The 22,262-nt window shown below is 64.4% G+C and carries 21 protein-coding genes; 9 read left to right on the top strand and 12 right to left on the bottom strand.

Translation table 11 applies throughout. The features are described 5' to 3' along the window. Positions 1–2 precede the first annotated feature (2 nt). Positions 3–776: an SDR family NAD(P)-dependent oxidoreductase gene (locus ACQY7X_RS21370; protein ID WP_428247517.1), complete on the bottom strand. Its 774-nt coding sequence runs from the start codon at positions 774–776 to the stop codon at positions 3–5. A 73-nt stretch (positions 777–849) separates the two neighbouring features. On the opposite strand from ACQY7X_RS21370, the gene ACQY7X_RS21365 reads away from it, so the two are divergent. After that, on the top strand, positions 850–1,752 hold the full coding sequence (locus tag ACQY7X_RS21365) for a YicC/YloC family endoribonuclease (RefSeq protein WP_428247516.1): 903 nt from the start codon (positions 850–852) through the stop codon (positions 1,750–1,752). After that, entirely contained in the window at positions 1,749–2,402 is a 654-nt protein-coding gene (gene gmk, locus ACQY7X_RS21360) for a guanylate kinase (RefSeq protein ID WP_428250087.1), read from the top strand. The genes ACQY7X_RS21365 and gmk overlap by 4 nt, the downstream gene beginning before the upstream one ends. A 42-nt stretch (positions 2,403–2,444) precedes the next feature. On the opposite strand, the gene rsmA is transcribed toward gmk, so the two are convergent. The 6 genes from rsmA to lptF all read right to left on the bottom strand — a co-directional run bounded on the left by rsmA (position 2,445) and on the right by lptF (position 10,041). Continuing rightward, complete coding sequence (gene rsmA / locus ACQY7X_RS21355; protein ID WP_428247515.1) at positions 2,445–3,275, bottom strand: 16S rRNA (adenine(1518)-N(6)/adenine(1519)-N(6))-dimethyltransferase RsmA; 831 nt, start codon at positions 3,273–3,275, stop codon at positions 2,445–2,447. Between the two features lie 8 nt (positions 3,276–3,283). After that, the gene (pdxA, locus tag ACQY7X_RS21350; RefSeq protein WP_428250086.1) at positions 3,284–4,258 is read right to left on the bottom strand and encodes a 4-hydroxythreonine-4-phosphate dehydrogenase PdxA; all 975 of its coding nucleotides are present in this window, start codon (positions 4,256–4,258) and stop codon (positions 3,284–3,286) included. 70 nt (positions 4,259–4,328) lie between these two features. Beyond that, positions 4,329–5,612 (bottom strand): peptidylprolyl isomerase, encoded by a 1,284-nt coding sequence (locus tag ACQY7X_RS21345; RefSeq protein WP_428247514.1) that lies wholly within the window; start codon positions 5,610–5,612, stop codon positions 4,329–4,331. A 13-nt stretch (positions 5,613–5,625) separates the two neighbouring features. Beyond that, positions 5,626–7,809: an LPS-assembly protein LptD gene (locus ACQY7X_RS21340; RefSeq protein WP_428247513.1), complete on the bottom strand. Its 2,184-nt coding sequence runs from the start codon at positions 7,807–7,809 to the stop codon at positions 5,626–5,628. A 4-nt stretch (positions 7,810–7,813) separates the two neighbouring features. Further along, positions 7,814–8,908, bottom strand: a complete 1,095-nt coding sequence (lptG, locus tag ACQY7X_RS21335) for an LPS export ABC transporter permease LptG (protein ID WP_428247512.1) — start codon at positions 8,906–8,908, stop codon at positions 7,814–7,816. Further along, the gene (gene lptF / locus ACQY7X_RS21330) at positions 8,908–10,041 is read right to left on the bottom strand and encodes an LPS export ABC transporter permease LptF (RefSeq protein ID WP_428247511.1); all 1,134 of its coding nucleotides are present in this window, start codon (positions 10,039–10,041) and stop codon (positions 8,908–8,910) included. Before lptF ends, lptG begins: the two co-directional genes overlap by 1 nt. Before the next feature lie 150 nt (positions 10,042–10,191). On the opposite strand from lptF, the gene ACQY7X_RS21325 reads away from it, so the two are divergent. Genes ACQY7X_RS21325 through ACQY7X_RS21315 form a run of 3 tightly spaced genes read left to right on the top strand, consistent with a single transcriptional unit; the run spans position 10,192 to position 12,760 of the window. Next, positions 10,192–11,688: a leucyl aminopeptidase gene (locus tag ACQY7X_RS21325; RefSeq protein WP_428247510.1), complete on the top strand. Its 1,497-nt coding sequence runs from the start codon at positions 10,192–10,194 to the stop codon at positions 11,686–11,688. Positions 11,689–11,744: 56 nt separating this feature from the next. Continuing rightward, on the top strand, positions 11,745–12,197 hold the full coding sequence (locus ACQY7X_RS21320) for a DNA polymerase III subunit chi (protein ID WP_428247509.1): 453 nt from the start codon (positions 11,745–11,747) through the stop codon (positions 12,195–12,197). Positions 12,198–12,199: 2 nt separating this feature from the next. Further along, the gene (locus tag ACQY7X_RS21315; RefSeq protein ID WP_428247508.1) at positions 12,200–12,760 is read left to right on the top strand and encodes a hypothetical protein; all 561 of its coding nucleotides are present in this window, start codon (positions 12,200–12,202) and stop codon (positions 12,758–12,760) included. 3 nt (positions 12,761–12,763) lie between these two features. Here the strand turns inward: ACQY7X_RS21315 and ACQY7X_RS21310 are convergent, their stop codons facing one another. Next, positions 12,764–14,695 (bottom strand): ABC-F family ATP-binding cassette domain-containing protein, encoded by a 1,932-nt coding sequence (locus ACQY7X_RS21310; RefSeq protein ID WP_428247507.1) that lies wholly within the window; start codon positions 14,693–14,695, stop codon positions 12,764–12,766. Between the two features lie 155 nt (positions 14,696–14,850). Between ACQY7X_RS21310 and ndk the strand changes: the two genes are divergently transcribed. Then, positions 14,851–15,273 carry a nucleoside-diphosphate kinase gene (ndk, locus tag ACQY7X_RS21305; RefSeq protein ID WP_428247506.1) on the top strand — a complete coding sequence of 141 codons (423 nt, stop codon included), beginning with the start codon at positions 14,851–14,853 and terminating at the stop codon, positions 15,271–15,273. A gap of 194 nt (positions 15,274–15,467) precedes the next feature. Here ndk and ACQY7X_RS21300 read toward each other — a convergent pair whose 3' ends face one another. From ACQY7X_RS21300 to purM, 3 genes are read right to left on the bottom strand one after another with little or no spacing between them, the layout of a single operon-like run. Beyond that, entirely contained in the window at positions 15,468–16,463 is a 996-nt protein-coding gene (locus ACQY7X_RS21300) for a DUF4062 domain-containing protein (RefSeq protein ID WP_428247505.1), read from the bottom strand. A gap of 32 nt (positions 16,464–16,495) precedes the next feature. After that, a complete protein-coding gene (gene purN / locus ACQY7X_RS21295) occupies positions 16,496–17,140 on the bottom strand; it encodes a phosphoribosylglycinamide formyltransferase (protein ID WP_428247504.1) in 645 nt (214 codons plus the stop codon). A gap of 2 nt (positions 17,141–17,142) precedes the next feature. Beyond that, positions 17,143–18,225 (bottom strand): phosphoribosylformylglycinamidine cyclo-ligase, encoded by a 1,083-nt coding sequence (purM, locus tag ACQY7X_RS21290; protein ID WP_428250085.1) that lies wholly within the window; start codon positions 18,223–18,225, stop codon positions 17,143–17,145. A 101-nt stretch (positions 18,226–18,326) separates the two neighbouring features. On the opposite strand from purM, the gene ACQY7X_RS21285 reads away from it, so the two are divergent. The 3 genes from ACQY7X_RS21285 to ACQY7X_RS21275 are packed head-to-tail and all read left to right on the top strand — an operon-like array spanning position 18,327 to position 21,216. Beyond that, the gene (locus ACQY7X_RS21285) at positions 18,327–19,424 is read left to right on the top strand and encodes a DUF2066 domain-containing protein (RefSeq protein WP_428247503.1); all 1,098 of its coding nucleotides are present in this window, start codon (positions 18,327–18,329) and stop codon (positions 19,422–19,424) included. Next, positions 19,421–20,545: an AI-2E family transporter gene (locus ACQY7X_RS21280; RefSeq protein WP_428247502.1), complete on the top strand. Its 1,125-nt coding sequence runs from the start codon at positions 19,421–19,423 to the stop codon at positions 20,543–20,545. The genes ACQY7X_RS21285 and ACQY7X_RS21280 overlap by 4 nt, the downstream gene beginning before the upstream one ends. Then, positions 20,542–21,216, top strand: coding sequence for an HdaA/DnaA family protein (locus ACQY7X_RS21275; RefSeq protein ID WP_428247501.1), 675 nt, complete (start codon positions 20,542–20,544; stop codon positions 21,214–21,216). The genes ACQY7X_RS21280 and ACQY7X_RS21275 overlap by 4 nt, the downstream gene beginning before the upstream one ends. On the opposite strand, the gene ACQY7X_RS21270 is transcribed toward ACQY7X_RS21275, so the two are convergent. Then, positions 21,213–22,166, bottom strand: coding sequence for a DMT family transporter (locus ACQY7X_RS21270; protein ID WP_428247500.1), 954 nt, complete (start codon positions 22,164–22,166; stop codon positions 21,213–21,215). The genes ACQY7X_RS21275 and ACQY7X_RS21270 overlap by 4 nt on opposite strands. Positions 22,167–22,262: the final 96 nt, after the last annotated feature.

Raw genomic sequence — 22,262 nt, 5'->3', positions numbered from 1 at the left:
GATCACTTCTGCGGTGCGCGGCGCATCAGCCAGTCGGTGAGCGGATAGGGCAGGGATTCCAGCACCCGAAGCAGGGCCAGCATGCGCCAGGGGAAGGCGATGCGGCCCTGGTTGCGCGCCAGCCCTTTGGCGATGATGCGCGCGGCGCGCTCGGCATCCATCAGGAACGGCATCGGGAAACGGTTCTTCGCCGTCATGCGGCTGACCACGAAACCGGGGCAGATGGCCGAGACACGCACGCCATGGCGCGCCAGTTGCCCGCGCAGGCTTTCGGCATAGAACCGGGCAAAGGCCTTGGAGGCTGAATAGATCGCCGCGCCCGGCATGCTGATGAAACTGGCCATCGAGGCCACCACCGCGATCTGGCCATGGCCCTGCGCCACCAGCAGGCGCGCCGCCGGGTTCACGGTATTGAACACGCCATCGATATTCACCGCCGCGATGCCGCGCACATGGGCGTCGAAGTCGTCCCATGACTTGAAGTTGCCCGAGACGCCGGCATTTGCGACCACCAGATCGAGCGGCATGCTGGCCTCGATCAATGCCGCCATGGCCTCGCGGTCGGTGACGGCGGTTGTGTGGCCGCTGGCCTCGGCACCCTTGGCGCGGCAGGCCGCCGCCACTGCCTCAAGCCGCTCGGCATCGCGGCCCGTGAGCACCAGGCGCACACCGGGGGCGGCGTAATGCAGCGCCAGGGCTTCGCCGATGCCGCTGGAGCCGCCGGTAATCAGGATGCGGCGTGGCGTCAGGCTGTTGGGCGGTGTCGATTCGGCCATGGCTTCGCCTCGTTTCCCTGCGGTATACTTGGGTTTCCAGATTACCAGACCAAAATACCAGGGAGGCGCTTTCGTGTCGCTGCAGAGTATGACCGGTTTCGCACGGGCCGATGGCCGCGTGCCGGGTCCGCCGGGCCGTGCCTGGATCTGGGAATTGAAGTCGGTGAATGGCCGTGGCCTGGAATTGCGTTTCCGGCTGCCCTCCGGCCTTGAGGCGGTGGAAGCCGAAGCGCGCGGTCTGGCGCAGCAGAAGCTCGGGCGCGGCAATGTCACGCTCAACCTGAATTTTCTCGACGATGCGGCGGCGGCACCGAGCTACCGGCTGAACGAGGCGTTACTGGATCAACTGATCGCGCTGTCGGGCAAACTGGCCACGCGTGGTGTCGGCGCGCCGAGCCTGGATGGTCTGCTGGCCGTGCGCGGCGTGGTCGAGCCGGTGGCGGAAGCCGCCGATGCCGAAGCCCAGGCCAGGCTGGAAAAGGCGTTGAGCGCCAGCTTTGCCGAGGCCATCGACAAGCTGGCGACCGCCCGCGCGGCGGAAGGCGCCAAGCTTGCCGCCTTGCTCGCCAGCCTGCTGGATGAAATCGAGAGCCTTGTCGCCAAGGCGGCGGAAACCGAAGCCGCGCGGCCCGATGGCCTGCGCCGCCGCCTGCAGCAGCAGATGGAAGAACTGCTTGGCCTCAATCCGCCGGTGGCGCCCGAGCGCCTGGCGCAGGAACTGGCGATGCAGGTGACGCGGCTGGATGTGCGCGAGGAACTGGACCGGCTGCGCGCCCATATCCAGGCGGCCCGCGCGCTGCTCTCGGGTAAGGAAGCCAAGAGTGCCGGTCGCAAGCTCGACTTCCTGGCGCAGGAATTCAACCGCGAGGCCAATACGCTTTGCTCCAAGGCGTTCGATCCGGCGCTGACGCGGATCGGCCTTGACCTCAAGCTGGTGATCGACCGCCTGCGCGAGCAGGCGCAGAACGTGGAATAGGCGCAGCCATGAGTGAACCGATGCAACTGGCGCGGCGCGGCCTCATGCTGGTGCTGTCCTCACCTTCGGGCGCAGGCAAGACCACGATTTCGCGCCGCCTGCTGGAAGGCGACAAGGAACTGTATCTCTCGATCTCCGTCACCACGCGCAAGCCGCGCCCGGGCGAGGTGGATGGCACGCATTACCATTTCATCAGCAACGAGGAATTCGGGCTGATGGTGAACCGCCAGCAACTGCTCGAACACGCCAAGGTGTTCGATTATTACTACGGCACGCCGAAGGAACAGGTGGAAAAGCGGCTATCGAGCGGCCAGGACATCCTGTTCGATATCGACTGGCAGGGCACGCAGCAGCTGCGCCAGCATGCGCGCGACGATCTGGTCAGCGTGTTCATCCTGCCGCCATCGACGCGCGACCTGGAGAAGCGGCTCAAGACCCGCGCACAGGATTCCGCCGAGGTGGTGGCCAAGCGCATGTCGAAGGCCGCCGACGAAATGAGCCATTGGGCGGAATACGATTATGTGGTGGTGAACCACGATGTGGAGCATTGCCTGGCCGAGGTGGATGCCATCCTGCGTGCCGAACGGCTGAAGCGCCATCGCGGCATCGGCCTGGTCGATTTCGTCAAGCAGCTGCGCGAAGGGCATTAAGCCTTAAAGCGTCCGCGCACATCTTGGCTTTGCGCGCTCACGCTAAAGCGTTCGCGCTATCTGGCAGAATTCTTCAATTGAAAGCGTTTCGGCGCGGCGCGTGGCGTCGATGCCGAGGGCCTGCAACCGCGCTTCGGCATCGGGCCACAGGCTTTTCAGCGAGGCACGCAGCATCTTGCGTCGTTGCCCGAAGGCGGCGGCGGTAACGCGTTCGAGTTTCGCGGTTTCGGCTTCCGCCAGAGGGGCTTTGCGCGGCACCAGTTCCACCACGGTGGAGGTGACTTTCGGCGGCGGCACGAAAGCCTTGGGGCCGATATCGAACAGCATCCGTACCTCGGCGCACCATTGCACGATCACCGAGAGCCGGCCGTAGGCTTCGCTGTTCGGCGGCGCGGCCAGGCGCTCGGCCACTTCCTTCTGCACCAGCAGGGTGAGCTTGGCCGGCGGCTGTGGTCCCAACAGCCAGCGCAGGATCAGCGCGGTGGCGATGTTGTAGGGCAGGTTGGCGGCGACCTGATAGGGGCTGCCGGCCAGGGTTGGCAGGTCCGCTTCCAGGGCATCGCCTGCGATCACGCTGAGGCGCTCCGCCGAGGCGGTGACCAGTGGTGCCAGCGCGGCGATGCAGCGTTCGTCGCGTTCGACAGCCGTGACGCGTGGTGCGCCTTCCAGCAGCAGGGCACGCGTCAGGCCGCCGGGGCCGGGGCCGATCTCGATCACGGTGCCACCGCTCCATGGCATGGCGGCGCGGGCGATCTTGCGTGTCAGGTTGAGGTCGAGCAGGAAGTTCTGCCCAAGCGATTTCTTCGCCGCCAGTTCATGCTCGGCGATCACCTCGCGCAGCGGCGGCAATGCCTCGATAGCCGTGTTATCCATTGCGGCGGTTATCCACGAAGCCGGTGGCGCGCCATCTCGCCGGCCAATTGCAGCGCCGCGATCAGGCTGTCGGGCTTGGCCAGGCCCTTGCCGGCGATATCGAAGGCAGTGCCATGGTCGGGCGAGGTGCGGATGATCGGCAAGCCGAGGGTGACATTCACGCCACGGTCGAAATCCAGCGTCTTGAGCGGGATCAGGCCCTGGTCGTGATACATGCAGATGGCGGCATCATAGCCCTGGCGGGCTTCGGCATGGAACATGGTGTCGGGCGGCATCGGGCCATGGGCATCGATGCCGAGGCGGCGCAGTTCCGCCACGGCTGGCGCCACGATGGCGGCATCCTCGTGGCCCATGCTGCCGGCCTCGCCGGCATGTGGATTGAGTCCAGCGATGCCCAGGCGGGGTTTCGCCAGGCCGAAATCGCGGCGCAGCGCAGCATCGGCGATGCGGGCGATCTTGACGATGCCATCGGTGCTCAGCGTCTCGATGGCCTGGCGCAGCGAAACATGGATCGACACCAGCACGACGCGGAGCTGCGGCGCGGCCAGCATCATCGCCACGTCTGCATTGTCACAGAGCGCGGCGACGAATTCGGTATGGCCGGGATACTTGAAGCCGGCGCCATAGAGCGCCGCCTTGTGGATCGGATTGGTCACCACCGCCGCCGTCTCGCCAGCTTGCGTGAGGCGCACCGCCCGCTCGATGGCGGCGATCACCAGGGGGGCATTGGCGGCATCAGGCTGGCCGGGCGTGACCGGCGCCGCCAGTTTCAGCGGCAGCACGGGCAGCGCTGTATCGAAACAGGCGAGCGCCTCCGCCGGTTTGGCAATCGCCACGATGGGGATATCAAGCCCAATGATTTTTGCCAGGGCGGTAAGCCGCGCCGGATCATCCAGCAGCAGGAAAGGTGCCAGGGCAGCGGCCTTGCGCTGTGCCCATGCCTTCAGCGCGATCTCGCCGCCGATGCCGGCCGGCTCGCCCATGGTGAGGGCGAGCGGTGGCAAGGGCAATTCAGCGGAATTCACCACAGCGGCAGCGGTGCTTTCTGCCGCGTCAGCGGAATTCAATGGTTGCGTCACGGCGCAGGTCTTGCAGGTAACGCTGGCTCATCAGCGCCAGGCGCTGCTGCAGGAGAGTGTTGCGCACCTGATTGCGGTCGATGCCGGATTTCGGCTCCTCACGGGAGCAGACGGTGAAGAGATGCACGGCGCGCGGCACGGCCACCGGCTGCGAGGTCTCGTTGACCTTGAGGTCGGCAATCGCGGCGCGGAAATTATCAGGCAGGTCGGTCAGGCGTACGGTGCCGATGGCACCCGAACCTTGAGCTTTCAATTCACGGGCCAACGGTTCGATATCCTCGCATTTCGAGATCGAGTCCCGCACCGTGCGGGCCAGGGCCATGGTGGCCTCCACATCGCTTGCCTGGGCGTTGGGCGCGAGGCCAAGCATGATCTGGCTCAAGCCAATCTTGACATCTTCGGGCGAAGCCTCGGCGATGCGGCGGCGGTCGCGCAGGCCCATGATGTAATAGCCGCCGGTGGAACGCACCGGCTCGGTGAAGCTGTTACGCTCCAGCTTGGCAATTGCCGCGTCAAGTTCATCCGGCAGGCTGCCGCGCTGTACCCAGCCGATATCACCGCCATTCGCCGCCGTGGCACCACGGCTGAATTGCCGCGCCAATGCAGCAAAGTTGCCGCGTTCACGCAATTGCTGTGAAACCTGGGTAGCCGTCTGCCGGGCGGCTTCCTCCTGCTCGGGGTTATCGACCGGGATCACGATTTCAGAAAGCAGGTCTTCGGTCTGGCCGGCACTGGCGCGCAGCTTGGCCACGGCCTCGTCGATTTCCGGCTCGCTGATGGTGCTGCCGGCGAAGAAGCGGGCGCGCACCAGGCGGCTCCAGGTCAGGTTGGCGCGCACATTCTCGATGAAGGCGCCGGGATCGATACCCATGCGTGGCGCCACCTGATCGAAGCGGCCTGGTGGAATGTTCATCTGCCGCTCCACGGACTCGATGGTGCGGTCCAGTTCCTCCTGCGACACGCTGATACCGCGCTTTTTCGATTCCTGCATATAGAGGCGTTCGTCGACCAGCACACGCAAAGCCTGCTCACGAAGCTGGCGGCGGATTTCAGGCGTGTCCGGGATGCCGGTGGTGGCGAAGGTCATGCGCATGCGCTCGACCACGTCGCGCACCGATACCACTTCGTCATTCACCACGGCAACAATGCGCAGGCTGCCATCCTGTGCAGAGGTCGGCAGTGTCAGGGTGGCAAGAAGGGCAGTGGCCAGCAGGATGCTGCGGGAAAGCTGCGGAAGGAATGTGAGCAGGGATCGCATCGGCCGCCTCGACTCAATTGAAATTGGCCAGACGGAAGCGCAGCCCGAACGTGGTGGCGGGTTGCACATCGCGATTGACCGTGAAGGTACGCTCGGCGAAGAACATGACGTCAAAGCACTCGTCGGTGTAGCGCAGGCCGAGGAAGTTCAGCAGCGAGCCGCCGCGCTCGCCAAGGTCGCGGATATGGCGGGCCTCGAAGTTCCAGTATTGCCCAAGTCGGGCCTTAAGGATGCCGGATACCGCTTCACGCTCGCCGATATCGCCGGTGAAGGTGTTGTTGGCGATATCGGCATAGCTGAGGGTGAGGCGCATCGCCTTCGGGCCGATGCCGACGCTGATTTCCTGGCGCTGGATTTCCGACTGGCTGTTCGGCGAGATGCGCAGCCGGTCGGAGAAGGTGAGGTATTCGTTCGGCGAGATGGTGACGCGGGCGACATAATCCGACAACTGTTCGCTGATGCCGGTGCCGGGGCCGAAGGTATCGTCGTTGCGCAGCCGGTAGGATTGCCCGATCAGCACTTCCGAATAGCCGCCACGGCTGCCATAGACGGCGGTACGCAGGCCATAATTCACCTTGGGTCCGCCATCGACCCGGTCGGAGCCGGGGAAGCGGTTGAAGGAGAACAGGTTGGTTTCGTCGAATTCGAAACTCAGCGAATCCTCGTTGGGAATTGTACGCGGGTTGCCGCCATAGGGGGCCAGCACCACGCCGACAATCGGCTCCACCAGCTGGCGGATGCTGCCGCTGTCGCGCACCAGCGGGTAGCGCCAGTCGAGCGCCAGCATCGGGATGGCGCGGCCGGCAAAGCGTGCATCGGCATCGTTGGTGGCAAGATAGGGGCGGTCCTGCAATTCGTTGACCCAGTAGCCATCGGTCTTGAGCAGGGCGGTGGCGGTGTAGACTTCGCCCGACGGCGCGAAATAGGGCTGTGACCACGAGACCGTGGTGGAAAGCCGGCGGCTGTCGGTGCCGCCGGTGCGGTAGAGCGCCGCCATGCTGCTGTCGATGGCCCAGCGGCCGCCATAGGCGCCCGGCTGGCCGATATAGGAATAATCCAGCAGCGGCACCACGAAGGGTGTCAGGCCCGGCACATCGGTGGGGCGCAGGCCCTGGAAGCTGTAGGCATTGGCCGCCATGAAGCTGCGGTTGTTGATATTCTCCGCGAACAGCCGGCTGGTCAGCACATTGTTGTTGGCGCGGTCCGGGATCTGGTAGCGCGACAGGTAGGTGTCGTCGCTGGCGCGGAAGAAGTTGAAGCCGTAGGTCAGGTCGCTGCTGTTGCGGAAGATGCCGTCAGCGCGCAGATGGCCACGGAAGTAGTCGTCGTCGGTACGGTCGCCATTGGCATTGCGCAGATTTGCCCGCGTGACGGATGCATCCATGCGCAACTCGCCCTTGGCGGTGCGCTGGCGATACTCGCCCATCAGGAACGGGCCTTCCTTGGTCGAGTATTGCGGCGTCAGGGTCAGGTCGGCGCTGTCGTCGATCACATAGTAGTAGGGCGTGCGCACCGCGACGCCGAAATAGTTGTTGGTGCTGGCGCTGGGCGACAGGAAGCCGCTCTTGCGCCGCACCGTCGGATCGGGGTGGCTGAAATACGGCGTGTAGAGCACCGGTATGCCGAACATCTCCAGTGTCGCATCCTGGTAGGTGATCTGCTGCGCGGCTTCATCATGCTCGACGCGCTCACCCTTGAGCTGCCACAGCGGCGGCCGCGTCGGATCGGCGGCGCAGAGCGTGCAGGAGGTGTAGACCGCCTTGTTCATCGTCGTCTTGTTGTTGCCGGTGCGCGTGGCGGAAGCGGCGGCAACGCGTGAATTGTCAGACAGCAGGATGCCGATATCGCGGATGAAGCCGTTGCGCATGCCATCGGTCAGTTCGACATACTCGGCGAACAGCACCGTGCCATCATCTTCCATGATGCTGATATTGCCCGAGGCAATGACCTTGCCGTCGCGCTCGCTGTAGCTCACCGTATCGGCCAGCAGGGTGCGGCCCTGCTGCGCCAGTTCGACATTGTCGCGCGCGGTGACGATGCCGAGATTCTGGTCGTAGCTCAGGCTGCCGGCGGTGACGAGAACCGGCTCACGATTGTTGATCACCGATTGCGCCAGGGCCGGCCTGGCAAGCAGCGCCGAGCCGGCGATCAAGGTGGCGGCAAGCAGCAGAGCGGCGAAAAGCGGAGGCTGCGCCATGGTCTCAGCCATCCTCCAGGTGGAACAGCATCGAGAGGCCGAGCATCAGGCAGATGCCGGTGGGCGCCCAGGCCGCCAGCGCCACCGGCAGGGTGCCGTTGAGGCCGAAAGGCTGCACCAGTTCGATGGTGAAATAGAGCAGGAAGCCGACGCCGACGCCCAGGCCGAGCATGACGCCGACACCGCCGCGCCGGGTCAGGCGCAGCGAGAAGCTGGCGGCGATCAGCAGCATGGCGCAGAGCAGGAAGGGGGCGGCCAGCAGGGTCTGGAAATGCAGCCGGTGCCGCAAGGCCGAGAAACCGGCCTGTTCCAGCGTGGCGATGAAGGATGGCAATTGCCAGAACGGAATCGTGTTCGGCGAGGCGAAGCTGTCCTGGATGCGGTCGAAGGTCAGCGTCGTCGGCACTTCCAGCACCGGGTTGAAGCTGCCGGCGCGGTCCGGGTAGCTGGTGGTGGCATTGCGCAATTCCCAGAAGCCATCGCGCAGATAGGCTTCCGTGGCATCGATGCGGCGCACGAAGCGGTCGGTGCCTTCATAGTAGAACAGGATCACATCGCGCAGTTCCACGCCCTGCTGCGCCACGCGCAGGGCATGCACCACGATCTGCCCCTGGGCATCGGCCTCGCGCAGCCACAGGCCAGTGTTGGATACCGCCATCATTGAGGCGCGGCCACGCAGCACGCGGGCTTCAATGGCCTCGTAGCGCGACAGCAGCGCCGAAGCCAGCGGATTGTAGACCGTGATGACAAAGCTGCCGATCAGCAGCGCCAGGGCCATCGCCGGCGCCAGGAATTGCCACACCGAGACGCCGGCGGCGCGCGTCACCGTCAGTTCCTGGCTGCGGGTGAGGCGGCTTAAGGCCAGCATGCCGCCGAACAGGGCGGCGAAGGGGATCAGCTTGATCGAAAGATTGGGCAGCCGCAGCAGCGACATGGCGAATACGGTATCGACACCGGCTTCGGCCCGGCTGGCCGAGCGGCGCAGCAATTCGATGGTATCGAAGCTGTAGGCCAGCACCACCAGCACGGCAAACACCATGGCGATGGCCGCCAGGTAATGCCGGCCGAGATACAGCGCCAGGGTCCAGGACATACGCATCAGGTGGCCCCTGTCGGCGGCAATGCTGGCGGCAGGGCCGGGGTACGTCGGTTATCGGGTTCGCGCAGCAGCCACAGCGCACCGGCCAGGAAGCCGATTGGCGCCAGGTAGAGCAGCGGGATCAGCAGCGGCTGACGCATCGCCGCCTGGGCAACGCCAAGGCTGGCAAGCTGCACCACAATGGCGACAGCGGCAGTACCAAGCAGGCGCATGCCCTGGCCGCGGCGGTTGAACTGGCCGCCGATCACACCGGCAATGGCGATCATCATCAGCGCCGGGGTGTAGAGCGGCGCGGTCAGGCGGCGGTGGCCTTCCACCATCAGCTTGGTGCGGTTGGCAACATCATCCAGATCCTTCTCGTTGATCCAGAACAGTTCGTGCAGGTAGCGCTCGGATGGCTCGCGCCAGCCTTCGCCATCCTGCTTGCTGTAGGTCGAGAGATCGAGGCTGTAATTGTCGAAATAAAGGATGCTCAAGGAGCGCCGGCCCTGTTCCACCTGCTGGCGGTTGCCGTTCGCCATCACCAAGCGCGGCCCCTGCGGCGTCAGCACCAGCATGGCGCGTTCCGCCATCATGGTGACCGGGCGCTGCGCATCGCGGCTGTCATGCACCAGGATGCCGCGCATCTCGCCTTCGGCATCGCGCTCGCGCACATAGACGGTGAGATTGTTCGACAACGTGTTGAACACGCCTTCCATGATCACCATGCCAGCAAGCGCGGTGCGGAATTCATACTGCGTGGTGCGCAGGGTACGGGCACTCAATGGGCCAAAGAACAGGCCGATGGCATAGAGCAGCAGCACCAGGCTGCCGGCCAGGATCCAGACCGGCCGGGTCAGGCTGAGGCGGCTGAAGCCCGAGCCGGAAAGCACCACGAGTTCGGAATCGCCGGCCAGGCGGTTATAGGCATAGAGCGTGGCGCAGAAGGCGGCGATGGGCAGGATGATGGCGGTGACGCCCGGCAGCACCAGCATCGTGAGATAGAAAAACGAGCCGATGGAGAGGTTGTTGTTGACGATGCGGTCGATGAAGCGCAACGACTGCGTCAGCCAGATCACCCCGACCAGGGTGAGCGACGCGAACAGCAATGGCCAGGCGACCTGCCGGATGATGTATTGGGTGATGCCCCGCATGGGGCGGGAGTATAGCCATTTCCAGGGCTTATGCCACCCGCCGCAGGCTTTTTCGGGCCTGTCGGAACAGGCTCCGGCTGCGTTGATCCGGAGGCTTCCGCGCCGCTATAGTGGCGGCTCGACACCGCTTATCCACCCCGGGATGAAATCATGAAAATCGACCTTGCCTCGCTCGCCCGCCCCAAGCAGGGTGCCCTTGTCGTTCTGGCCGCCGATGGCGGCAAGCTGAGCGCCTTTGGCGCCGGCCTCGACAAGGCCCTGGGTGGCGCCCTGGGCCGCGCCATTGCCGGCGCGCCGCGCTTCAAGGGCGAACGCGGCCAGGTGCTGGAAGTGCTTGGCCCCGGCGCCGGTCTGGGCCGCGTGCTGATCGCCGGCCTGGGCAAGCCCGCCGATATCAAGCCGGAAGCCCTGGAAGCCGTGGCCGGCGAAGCGGTGCGGCGCCTGGCGCTGACCGGCGAAACCGCCCTGGCGATCGCGGTCGAGTTCCCGGCCGGCGCCAAGGCCGACGTGGCGGAAGCCGCCGCCCGCGCCGCGCTCGGCGCCCGGCTTGGCGGCTACCGTTTCGACAAATACCGCACCACCCGCAAGGACCATGAGAAGCCGTCGCTGAAAACCGTGACGGTGCTGACCGATTCGTTGCCCGCCGCCAAGAAGGCTTATGCCCCGCTCAGCGTGCTCGCCGATGGCGTCACCCTGACCCGCGACCTGGTGAGCGAGCCGGCCAACATCATCTATCCCGAAACCCTGGCCGCCGAATGTCGCAAGCTCTCCAAGCTCGGCGTCAAGGTCGAGGTGCTGGGCGAGAAGGAGATGAAGAAGCTCGGCATGGGCGCGCTGCTCGGTGTCGGCCAGGGCTCCGTGCGCGAATCGCAGCTCGTGGTCATGCAGTGGAATGGCGGCAAGAAGGGCACCAAGCCGGTGGCCTTCGTCGGCAAGGGCGTCTGCTTCGATACCGGCGGCATCTCGATCAAGCCGTCCGCCGGCATGGAGGAGATGAAGTGGGATATGGGCGGTGCCGGGGCCGTGATCGGCGCCATGGCGGCGCTCGCCGGCCGCAAGGCCAAGGCCAATGTGGTTGGCGTGGTGGCGCTGGTGGAAAACATGCCGGACGGCAACGCGCAGCGCCCAGGCGACGTGGTCACCTCGATGTCCGGCCAGACCATCGAAGTGCTGAACACCGATGCCGAAGGCCGCCTGATCCTGTGCGATGCGCTGTGGTATTGCCAGGGCCGCTTCAAGCCGCAATTCATGGTCGATCTTGCCACGCTGACCGGCGCCATCATCATCGCGCTCGGCCATGAGCATGCCGGCCTGTTCTCCAACGACGACAAGCTCTCCGAACAGCTCACCAAGGCCGGCAAGGCCGAGGGCGAGGCGCTGTGGCGCCTGCCGCTGTCGGATGCCTATGACCGCGCGATCAACTCGCCCATCGCCGATGTGCAGAACATCGCCGGCCCGGGCGCCGGCGCGGGGTCGATCACGGCGGCGCAGTTCCTGCAGCGTTTCGTCAACAAGTATCCCTGGGCGCATCTCGATATTGCCGGCACCGCCTGGAGCAAGGCGGACAAGCCGACCGTGCCGCGCGGCGCCACCGCCTTCGGCGTGCGCCTGCTGAACCGCCTGGTGCAGGATAATTACGAGGGCTGACACCAGGTTTCGTCATGCCCGGGCTTGACCCGGGCATCTCCCGCTAGGTAGGTGCGATGTCCGAACTGCTGTTCTACCACCTGACGCGCCGGCGCCTGGAGCAGGTGCTGCCAGACCTGCTCGGGCGGTCGCTCCAGCGCGGCTGGCGCGCGGTGGTGAAATGCGGCAATGCCGAGCGTGTCGAGGCGCTGGCGGGCGAACTCTGGACCTATGACAAGGCGGCTTTCCTGCCCCATGGTACCAGGCTCGATGGCCACCCCGAGCGTCAGCCGATCTGGCTGACGGCGGCCGATGAACGGCCCAACAAGGCCGAGGTGCTGTTCCTGGTCGATGGCGCCGATACCGCCCTGCATGGCGATTTCACCCGCGTCTGCGACCTGTTCGACGGCAACGACGAAGAGGCTGTGGAGAGCGCGCGACAGCGTTGGAAACGTGCCAAGGCCGCCGGCCACACGCTTACCTATTGGCAGCAGGGTGATAACGGCTGGGTAAAGGCGGCGGAGGGCTGAACATGCTGAACGCCCAGGACTTTGCCAGGGTGCCGTCGGCATTGTCGGCGACCCTGGATGCAGGCGAGAAATTGCTCTGGTGGGGTATACCGAAACAAGGTTTTGTTCTGCGTCGCAGTGATGCCACGCTGATTCCCTTCTCGTTGTTTTTTCTTGTCTTTGCCATTTTTTGGGAATGGAAGGCACTGCAGGCCGTAGATCCAGTTTTCCCTTTTTTTGGCATACCGTTCATTCTGGCGGGGTTGTACATCACCGTCGGCCGCTTCGTTCACGATGCCATGCGGCGGCGCAGGACCGTTTACGGGGTCACCGATAAGCGAGTGCTGATCGTTGATGCCCGAGGCATGAAAAGCATTGAGTTGTCAGGGCTCAATGAAATTCATCTGCAGAAAACGGCAAGCCATGTCGGCACAATAGTGTTCGGTCCCGAATTGCGGCCTGTGGCATCGGGTCCGGGTATCGGAGCATGGACAGGGCGCCCGGTAATCCCCACCTTCGAATTCGTCGCCGAAGCCGAGAAGGTGCTGAATACGGTTCGTGCGGCTAAAGCAGCGGCTCCCTGAGCCTCACGCCGCATCCTCAGCCTGGGCTGCTTCCAGCTTGGCCTGGGCATCGAGCCAGGCTTCTTCGGCGGCTTCCAGCTTCTTCGCCACATCGCCATGCTGCTTCTGCAACTCGGTCTGCTTCGCCGGGCTGAGCTTGGTGTAGGTGTCCGGGTCGGCCAGCATGGCATCCAGGCGCATCTTCTCGGCGCTGAGCTTGGCGGTGGCTTTTTCCGCGTTATGCACGGCGACGCGCAGCGGGGCGAGCGCCTGGCGTGCGGCGGCAGCGGCCTTGCGGTCCGCCTTGCGGTCGGCGGCGGGCGCGGCGGCAGTAGCACCGGCGCCGCCCTTCAGCTTCACGCTGGCAGCCGCGCGGCGCCTGTCGGCCAGCAGCTTGGCGTAATCGTCGAGGTCGCCGTCGAAATCCTTCACCGTGCCGTCGCCCACCAGCCAGAAGCGGTCGGCGCAGGCTTCCGCCATGTGGCGGTCATGGCTCACCAGGATCACCGCGCCCTTGAACTCGTTCACCGCCTGCACCAGCGCATCGCGGGTATCCATGTCCAGGTGGTTGGTCGGCTCGTCGAGGATCAGCAGATGCGGCGCGTGATGCGTCACCATGGCGAACAGCAGGCGCGCGCGCTCGCCGCCGGAAAGCTTGCCGGCGACAGTCTGCGCCTTGTCGCGCACCAGGCCGAAACTGCCCAAGCGCGTGCGCAGCTGCTCGATGGTGGCCTTTTCCATCAGGTCCTGCAGATGCTCCACCGGTGTGCGGTTCTCATCCAGGATATCGTCCTGGTCCTGGGCGAAATAGCCGACGCGCAGCTTGCCGGAGCGTTGCAGCTTGCCGGCCTGCGGCTTCAGCGTGCCGGCCAGAATCTTGGCGAGCGTGGATTTGCCATTGCCATTGGCGCCGAGCATGGCGATGCGGTCTTCCATGTCGATGCGCATATCGAGATGGCGCAGCACCGGCTTATCGGCGGCGTAACCCGCCGTCAGGTTGTCCAGCACGATCAGCGGCGGCGGCAATTCCTCCGGGTCGGGCAGGCGGAAGATCACGTTGGGGTCTTCCACGGCGGCCGCGATGGGCTGCATCTTCGCCAGCATCTTCAGGCGGCTTTGCGCCTGGCGCGCTTTCGACGCCTTGGCGCGGAAGCGGTTGACGAAATCCTCCATATGCTTGCGCTGCTCGGCCTGGCGCGCGGCGAAAGCATTCTGCTGCTCCATGCGGGCGCGGCGCTCGGCCTCGAAGGTGTCGTAATTGCCGCGATAGAGCACCAGCTTGGTGTTGTCGATATGCAGGATATGTTCGATGGCCGAGTTCAGGAAATGCCGGTCATGGCTGATCAGCAGAAACGTGCGCGGATAGGTTTTCAGATAGCCTTCAAGCCACAGCGAGGCTTCGAGGTCGAGATGATTGGTCGGCTCGTCGAGCAGCAGCAGGTCAGGCTCGGCGAACAGGCAGCCGGCCAGGGCCACGCGCATGCGCCAGCCGCCCGAGAAGGTATCCAGCGCGCGGTTCTGCATCTCTTCGTCGAAGCCCAGGCCCGCGAGGATGACAGCGGCGCGGGCTGGTGCTGCATGGGCGTCGATCTCGGCCAGCCGCATGTGTACGGCGGCGATGCGCTCGGCATCTTCCATGCTGGAAGACTCTTCCAGTTCCTCGGCCTCGATCAGCAGGGCTTCGCGCTCGGTATCGGCGGCCAGCACATAGGCAATCGGGCTCTGCGCGCCGCCCGGCGGCTCCTGCGGCAGCTTGGCGATCTTGCAGTCAGTGGGCAGTTCCACGCCGCCGGTTTCGGTCTGCAAATCCCCGGTGATGATCTTGAACAGCGTCGATTTGCCGGTGCCGTTGCGCCCCACCAGGCCCACTTTATGCCCAGCCGGGATCGTCGCCGACACCTGGTCGAGCAGTACACGGCCGGCAATGCGGTAGGTCAGGTCGCGAAAAACAAGCATTTCCAGTTACTTATAAGTCTGGCCGGGGAGGGTGGCCGGGTTTTGCGGGGGGCCGGGACGCTAACCGGGCGGGTTGCGGCTTTCGGGCGGAGCCTCTATATACCCGCCACCGATTTTTAGCCAACACCCACCAAACGGATTTAAGGACCAATCCCATGGCCATCGAGCGCACCTTTTCCATCATCAAGCCGGACGCCACCCGCCGTAACCTGACCGGCGCGATCAATGCCGTGATCGAAAAGGCCGGCCTGAGCATCGTGGCGCAGAAGCGCATCCAGATGAGCAAGGCCCAGGCCGAGACCTTCTACGGCGTGCACAAGGCGCGTCCGTTCTTCAACGATCTGGTCAGCTTCATGATCTCCGGCCCGGTGGTCGTGCAGGTGCTGGAAGGCGAAGGCGCCATTGCCAAGTACCGCGAAGTGATGGGCGCCACCAACCCGGCCAATGCCGCGCCGGGCACCATCCGCAAGGAATTCGCCGAGAGCATCGAAGCCAACTCGGTGCATGGCTCGGATGCCGCCGAAACCGCCGCCGTCGAGATCGCCTACTTCTTCTCCGGCCTCGAACTGGTCGGCTGAACTTTCAGCATCACTGAATCAAGAAAGGCCCGGCAGCGATGCCGGGCCTTTTTTTTGCTGCGCTCCGTCATCGTTCGCGCTAAGGCGGGAATCCAGTCGATCCGTTTGCTGTACCCTCGCTCGTGTAAGCATGAGAGATTCAAAGTCCAAAATATCAAAAGTCTCATATCTGACGACCCATCACTTACACTGGCCTATGCCTTTCGTACCGCGAGAGATTCTTGGAGACGGAGAGTGCCTGCATTGGTGAGGGCCATAAATTCGTGAAGTCCGCCCTTTACGGTTTGACGAGAACTAAGCTTCGTCAAGCCAAGCGCCATTAAATGAAATTTTATCTGACTAAACTGAGCGTCAGTAATCTTCGCGTAGTCCGAAATATAATCATGAGTTTCAGCAATATATTTTTGCAGGGAAATTTTCACGATCTCAGGAGTTTTTGGGCTAACGAGTTGGGAACATGCACCAATAAATATTTCACGCCATGTCATTGTGACCTGCTCGCTTTTTTGACGCAGGTTGCCATGATATGTGTATGTCCAGTTACATGTAATTGTGAACTTGTCATCGATTCCCGCCAACCCATCAAGGCGGGGGTGAGCAAGTGAGCGCAACTGCATAACCTCATTTGTTAAAGCGTCTTTTTGATCTCGTAGCGCATTCAGTTGACCCAGAAGGTCCTCGCTAGCTACGGCATTGCCGCGAATCCAGCCGATAGCAGGGAATTGGCTGGTTGCTGCAATAAACGAAACAGCGAAATGTGCCTGTAGATTTTCGCGGGTGTTCCAGAATTTCACTAGGCGGCCGGTACTCACCTTGCTGCGAAATATCTCCAGCTTGGCGATAATTTCTGGTGCTGTGTCGGTTTTGCCGACGACAATATTATTAGTGTCGTTGTGGATGAATGCGAGAACGGTTTTCCCCGTTTCGACCGCATAGTCATACTCCCGCTCCGTAAAGCTGATCCCATCATTGTCAACTGAGCCGTATCGCGCGCCGATGATTAAGACGTAGTAATCGCATTCATCTATGACACGCTTAATGTAAGTGAATTGCTCAATGTCGGCGGCAGGGAATAGTTCCATACCTGAGGGGATGTGGCCGAGATCAAGGATCATCTTTGTGATCGCCTGGCGCTCTTCAGCGAGATCGCGAAACGTCGATGATATAAACACTTGGTATTTTTTGTTCATCGATCTCCCCGCGAATATGTAGATTTGGCCCTTTACTGCACTTGCACTTGATTGTCCTCAACCCGCAGCTTGCCCTCCGCCAGCAGCCGTAGCGCCTGCGGATAGAGTTTGTGTTCTTCGAGCAGCACCAGGTCGGCGAGCTGCTCGGGTGTCACGCCATCGGGCACCGGCACTTCGGCCTGGAGGATGACCGGGCCTTCGTCCATTTCGGGCACCACGAAATGCACGCTGCAGCCGGTGATCCGCGTGCCGCTTTCGATCACCCGTTCATGCACGCGCGTGCCCTTGAAGGCCGGCAGCAATGAGGGATGGATGTTGATCATGCGGCCCTGCCAGCCTTCAACGAAGCCGGGCGTGAGCAGGCGCATGAAGCCGGCGAGGCAGACGATCTCGATGCCGTGGCGCTTGAGCGCCGCATCCAGTTCGGCATCGAAGGCGGCGCGTTCCTTGCCCTTGCTCGGGATCACTTCGGTGGCGATGCCGGCGGCCTGCGCAATAGTGAGGCCCTCGGCATCGGCGCGGTTGGCAATCACCACGGCGATACGGGCGGGATAGCCGGGCTGCTTCGCCGCTTCGATCAGCGCGGCCATGTTGCTGCCGCGCCCGGAAATCAGGATGCCGACTGGTTTGATGTCGCCTGGCTTAATGCCGCCTGGCGTGGTGCCGGCCTGACTCATGGTCAGTTCCAGGCGCCCGCCATGTTTATCATGTCGGTATAGGGCTCGGCCTTGGCGTCAGGCAGCGCCTCAATATGGCCGATCTTTGCCACGGTTTCGCCGGCAGCAGTGAGCGCCTTGGCCACCGCATCGGCCTGATCGGCGGCAACAGCCACCACAAGGCCGATGCCGCAATTGAAGGCGCGGGCCATTTCGGTGTCGCTGATCTTGCCCGCCGCCTTCAGCCATTTGAATACCGGCGGCAGGGTCCAGGCCGAGGCATCCACCACCGCCCGGGTGCCATCGGGCAGCACGCGCGGGATATTCTCGGTGAGGCCGCCGCCGGTGATATGCGCCATGGCCTTGATCTGGCCGGAACGCACCAGCGGCATGCAGCTTTTGATATAGATGCGGGTCGGCACCATCAGGATATCGGCCAGCGGCTTGGCCGTATTGAAGGGCGCCGGGCTTTCGAAATGCAGGCCGTTATCGGCGATCACCTTGCGCACCAGCGAGAAGCCGTTGGAATGTACGCCCGAGGAGGCGATGCCCAGCAGCGCGTCGCCCGGCTTCACATCCTGGGGCAGCAGCCGGCCACGCTCGGCGGCGCCGACGGCGAAGCCGGCGAGGTCGTAATCCTTGGCGGCATACATGCCCGGCATTTCGGCGGTTTCGCCGCCGATCAGGGCGCAACCGGCCTGGCGGCAGCCCTCGGCGATACCGGCGACGACGCGCTTGGCGACATCCACTTCCAGCTTGCCGGTGGCGTAATAGTCGAGGAAGAACAGCGGCTCGGCGCCCTGCACCAGGATGTCGTTCACCACCATGGCGACGAGGTCGATGCCGACGCCGTCATGCCGGCCGGTCTCGATGGCGATTTTCAGCTTGGTGCCGACGCCGTCTGTCGAGGAAACCAGGATCGGGTCCTGGAACCCGGCGGCCTTGAGGTCGAACAGCGCGCCAAAACCGCCCAACGAGGCATCGGCACCCGTGCGGCGGGTGGAGGCGGCCAGCGGCTTGATGGCATCGACGAGAGCCTCGCCAGCATCGATATCGACACCAGCGGCTTTATAAAGCGGCGACGTGTTGATGGCGCCCTCACATATCGGCTAGATTTGACGGCGCCACCATAGCCATTTCACCCCCATTTGCAATGCCCCGTATGCCCCCCTCCGCCATGCCATGGCGCACCGCCCCTGCTGCGCTCATGCTCGCGGTTTCGCTGGCTTTTTGCCCGCTTTCCGCTGCCCAGGCGCAAACCACGGCCCAAGCCCAACCGATCGCCCAGTCAGCCTCGGTTTTCGTCGTCAGCGGCGTGGCCGTGGATGCCTCCGCCGATAGTAGCGCCGCCGCCCGGCCCATTGCCCTGGCGCAAGGCCAGCGCCGCGCCTTCAGCCAGCTTTTGCAGCGCCTGACCCTGATCGAAGACCGTGGCCGCCTGCCGCAGCCGACCGAGGCTTTGCTGAACGACACCATTGCGGGCTTCGAGATCGACGAGGAACGCGCCTCGGCCACGCGCTATCTTGGCCGCATCACCGTGCGGTTCCGGCCCGATGCGGTGCGCCACCTATTGCAGAATTTACGCCTGGGCTATGCCGAGGTGCAGAGCCGCCCGGTGCTGGTGCTGCCGGTGTGGCAGACGGCGGAAGGGGCAAAGCTGTGGGAAGCCGATAATCCCTGGCGCGATGCCTGGAAGCGCCGCGCCGAGCCGGATGGCCTGGTGCCGTTCGTGATCGCGGAAGCCAGCACGGCGCCGGAAGCGTTGCCGATCGACCGCCTGCTGGTGGATAGCGCGCAGCTCACCAATCTGGCCCGCCAGCGCAATGCCGGCGATACGCTGGTGGTGGCGGCCAGCCCGGTTTCGCCCGAAGGCAGCGGCGCGCGGGTGGAGATTTTCCCGTATTTCGATGCGGGCGAAGCCAGCACCGACCGGCTGGAGCCATTCGCCACCCAGGGCGCCACGGTGGAGGAGGCGCTGAGCGCCGCTGCCACCGAACTGGCCCGCCGGGTCGAGAACCGCTGGAAGCGCGCCACGCGGCTTGATCTCGACAAGCCCGGCCAGATCAGTGCCGCCGCCGGGTTCAAGAATCTGGCCGATTGGGTGAAGCTGCGCGACCGCCTGGCCGAAATCCCCTCGATCCGCCGCATCGAAGTATTGCGGTTGACCCATCGCGATGCCCAGGTGCATCTCGGCTTCTTCGGCGAGCCGCAGCAGCTCAGTGTCGCCCTGGCGCAGAAGGATGTGGAATTGCGCCAGCGTGACGGCTTCTGGGAACTCGGCCTGCGCGGGACGCTGAAACCATGAGCCGGCAGCAGCATATCGCCATCTGGGTGCTGATCATCGCCAGCTTCCTGCTGGTGCTGATGGCGTTAAGCTCGGTGATGCTGCCTTTCGTCGCCGCCATGGCGGTGGCCTATCTGCTTGATCCGGTGGCCGACCGCCTGGAAGCCAAGGGCGTCAGTCGCACCGTCGCCACGGCGCTGATCACCGGGGTGTTCTTCCTGGTGCTGCTGCTGGTGGTGATTGCCCTGGTGCCGGTGCTGGTGAGCCAGCTCAATGGCTTCATGAGCCGCTTGCCCGGCTATGTCGACAGCTTCCGCAACAACCTGCTGCCGAACCTGATGGAACTGGCGCAGCAATTCGGCATCCCGCTGAAGCTGGATGTGAAAGCCGCCATCGGCCAGCATGCCGGCGAGGCTGCCAGCGTGCTCAGCAAGCTGGTGGCCGGTGTGCTGGGCGGCGGCCAGGCGGTGCTCAGCCTGCTGTCGCTGCTGGTGGTGACGCCGGTGGTGTCGTTCTATCTGCTGCGCGACTGGGACACCATGCTGGCGCGCATCGACGAGCATCTGCCGCGCCGTCAGGCCGAGGTGATCCGCGCCCAGGCCCGCGCCATCGATGGCGTGCTGGCCGGCTTCGTGCGCGGGCAGATGATGGTCTGCCTCGCGCTGGGCAGCTTCTACGGCATCGGCCTGTCGCTGGTCGGCCTGGATTTCGGCCTGGTCATCGGCCTGGGTGCCGGCGCGGTATCGTTCATTCCTTATGTCGGCACGATACTCGGCTTCACCATCAGCATGGGTGTGGCCCTGGTGCAGTTCTGGCCTGACTGGACGATGATCGCCATCGTCGCCGCCGTGTTCGGCATCGGGCAGTTCATCGAGGGTAATTTCCTCACGCCCAAGCTGGTCGGCGACCGTGTCGGCCTGCATCCGGTGTGGATCATGTTCGGTCTGTTCGCCGGTGGCGCATTGTTCGGCTTCGTCGGCATGCTCATCGCCGTGCCGGTCTGCGCCGTGATCGGCGTGCTGACCCGCTTCACGCTGGAACGCTACCGCACCAGCGCGCTCTATCATGGCGGTCCGCCCAAGGCTGATGCCCAGGCTGCTACTCTGCCCGAACCGCCAGCCGGCTCTCCTCCCGGACCATGACCAAATCGCAGTTGACGCTCGGCCTCGCGCTGCCGGTTTCCTGGGCGCGGGAGGATTTCCTCATCGCGCCGGGCAATGAAACCGCGCTGGCCTGGCTCGACCGCTGGCCCGACTGGCCGAACGGCATCCTGGTGCTGCATGGCCCGGAAGGCAGCGGCAAAACCCATCTGGGCCATATCTGGGCGGCGCGTGCGGGTGCGCGGTTCGCGGCGTCTGCCGATCTGCGTGTCGATAGCGTCGATGCCTTGGCACAGGGCCCCCTGGTGCTGGAAGGCGCTGCCGAAGCGGCGACAGTGGAGCCGGCGGCTTTGTTCCACCTGATCAACCTGATGCGCGAGCGCGGCCATGGCCTGCTGCTGTTGGCTGCCGCGCCACCCGCAGCATGGGGCGTGGCGTTGCCGGATCTTGCGTCGCGGCTTAAAGCGATGCCGGTGGCTGCCATCGCGCCACCGGATGATGCCTTGCTCGGCGCCGTGATGGTGAAGCTGTTTGCTGACCGCCAACTGATCGTCGGCCAGGATGTGATTGCCTATCTGCTGCCGCGCATCGAGCGGTCGTTTCATGCCGCGCGCCATTGGGTGGCACGGCTGGATGCGGCGGCTTTGGCCGAGCAGCGCGCCGTCACCATCGCCCTGGCGCGCAAGCTGCTGGAAGCAGAAGGCGCCGGCTAGCCGCGCCGCACCAGCAGCAGGCAGCCGCCGATGATCAGGCCGGCACCGGCCCAGGTGGCGGCACCCGGCAGGTCACGGAAGGCGATCCAGCCGATCAGCGCGCCGAAGGCCACGGAACTGTAGCCGAACGGCGCCAGCCAGGCGGCATCGGCAAGGCGGTAGGCGCGCACATTGCACATCTGCCCCAGGATCGCCATCGGCCCCAGCAGGCAGAGCGCGCCGAGCGTGGCCCAATCCGCATCGGTCCACAGCCACAGCATGGCCGGCAACAGCAGCAGCACGGCGAAGCCGTTCACATGCAGCAGCATCGACAGCATGGTTTCATGCCGTGTCAGATACTTGATCAGGATGATCTCGCAGGCGGTGAGCAGGGCGCCGAGGATCGCCGCCAGCGGCGCGATGCCATGATCGAGCAGGTTGGCGAAGCTGCCGCCCCCGAATGTGCCATTGGGCGCGTTGCCGCGCACGATGACGAAGGCACCGGCTAGGCAGACCAGGGCCGCCACGATCTGCGCGCGGCGCAAACGTTCGCCGAGCAGCAGCACCGCCAGCAGCATCACGAACAGGCCCTGCAGCAGCGCCAGCGCCGAGGCATCGGCCAGCGGCATATGGGTGGCGCCGTAGATCGAGCAGCCGCCGCCGAACACGCCGCAGCAGGCGCGCAGCAGATGCAGCCAGCGCCGTCCGGTGCCGAGTGCGCGCGCCGGTGTCAGGCGCTGATAGGCGGCGATGCCGGAGACGGTGGCGAAGCCGGAAAGATAGCGGATGAACACGATCTGCAATGCCGGCAGCAAGCCGCCGGTGAGCTTGCCGGAAGCATAGAGCAGCGAGAAGGCGAGCGAGGCCGCGAGCACCCAGGCAGCGGCAGCCATCTTCGATTGATCGGGTGGGGAGGTAACGGGTTCCATCGGCGCGGCGCAGTATAGGGCGGGGCTGGAATCCGGCAACATTGTGGCCGCCACTATTTCGGCGGGTGCGGATGCCACAATATGGTTTCATTCGTGCCGTTCCGAGGCCCGAATCCGGCGGCCAACTCTGATCACCCA

Source organism: Ferrovibrio sp. (assembly GCF_965278975.1).
Classification (GTDB): Bacteria; Pseudomonadota; Alphaproteobacteria; order Ferrovibrionales; family Ferrovibrionaceae; genus Ferrovibrio.
This window is presented reverse-complemented; position numbering and strand designations above follow the sequence as displayed.

Bases quoted from the DNA above. Each gene is read 5' to 3' on its own strand.
- ACQY7X_RS21370 (WP_428247517.1), bottom strand. From the start codon at position 776: ATGGCCGAATCGACACCGCCCAACAGCCTGACGCCACGCCGCATCCTG.
- rsmA (WP_428247515.1), bottom strand. From the start codon at position 3,275: ATGGATAACACGGCTATCGAGGCATTGCCGCCGCTGCGCGAGGTGATC.
- pdxA (WP_428250086.1), bottom strand. From the start codon at position 4,258: ATGGGCGAGCCGGCCGGCATCGGCGGCGAGATCGCGCTGAAGGCATGG.
- ACQY7X_RS21345 (WP_428247514.1), bottom strand. From the start codon at position 5,612: ATGCGATCCCTGCTCACATTCCTTCCGCAGCTTTCCCGCAGCATCCTG.
- ACQY7X_RS21340 (WP_428247513.1), bottom strand. From the start codon at position 7,809: ATGGCGCAGCCTCCGCTTTTCGCCGCTCTGCTGCTTGCCGCCACCTTG.
- lptG (WP_428247512.1), bottom strand. From the start codon at position 8,908: ATGCGTATGTCCTGGACCCTGGCGCTGTATCTCGGCCGGCATTACCTG.
- lptF (WP_428247511.1), bottom strand. From the start codon at position 10,041: ATGCGGGGCATCACCCAATACATCATCCGGCAGGTCGCCTGGCCATTG.
- ACQY7X_RS21325 (WP_428247510.1), top strand. From the start codon at position 10,192: ATGAAAATCGACCTTGCCTCGCTCGCCCGCCCCAAGCAGGGTGCCCTT.
- ACQY7X_RS21320 (WP_428247509.1), top strand. From the start codon at position 11,745: ATGTCCGAACTGCTGTTCTACCACCTGACGCGCCGGCGCCTGGAGCAG.
- ACQY7X_RS21315 (WP_428247508.1), top strand. From the start codon at position 12,200: ATGCTGAACGCCCAGGACTTTGCCAGGGTGCCGTCGGCATTGTCGGCG.
- ACQY7X_RS21310 (WP_428247507.1), bottom strand. From the start codon at position 14,695: ATGCTTGTTTTTCGCGACCTGACCTACCGCATTGCCGGCCGTGTACTG.
- ndk (WP_428247506.1), top strand. From the start codon at position 14,851: ATGGCCATCGAGCGCACCTTTTCCATCATCAAGCCGGACGCCACCCGC.
- ACQY7X_RS21300 (WP_428247505.1), bottom strand. From the start codon at position 16,463: ATGAACAAAAAATACCAAGTGTTTATATCATCGACGTTTCGCGATCTC.
- purN (WP_428247504.1), bottom strand. From the start codon at position 17,140: ATGAGTCAGGCCGGCACCACGCCAGGCGGCATTAAGCCAGGCGACATC.
- ACQY7X_RS21285 (WP_428247503.1), top strand. From the start codon at position 18,327: ATGCTCGCGGTTTCGCTGGCTTTTTGCCCGCTTTCCGCTGCCCAGGCG.
- ACQY7X_RS21280 (WP_428247502.1), top strand. From the start codon at position 19,421: ATGAGCCGGCAGCAGCATATCGCCATCTGGGTGCTGATCATCGCCAGC.
- ACQY7X_RS21275 (WP_428247501.1), top strand. From the start codon at position 20,542: ATGACCAAATCGCAGTTGACGCTCGGCCTCGCGCTGCCGGTTTCCTGG.
- ACQY7X_RS21270 (WP_428247500.1), bottom strand. From the start codon at position 22,166: ATGTTGCCGGATTCCAGCCCCGCCCTATACTGCGCCGCGCCGATGGAA.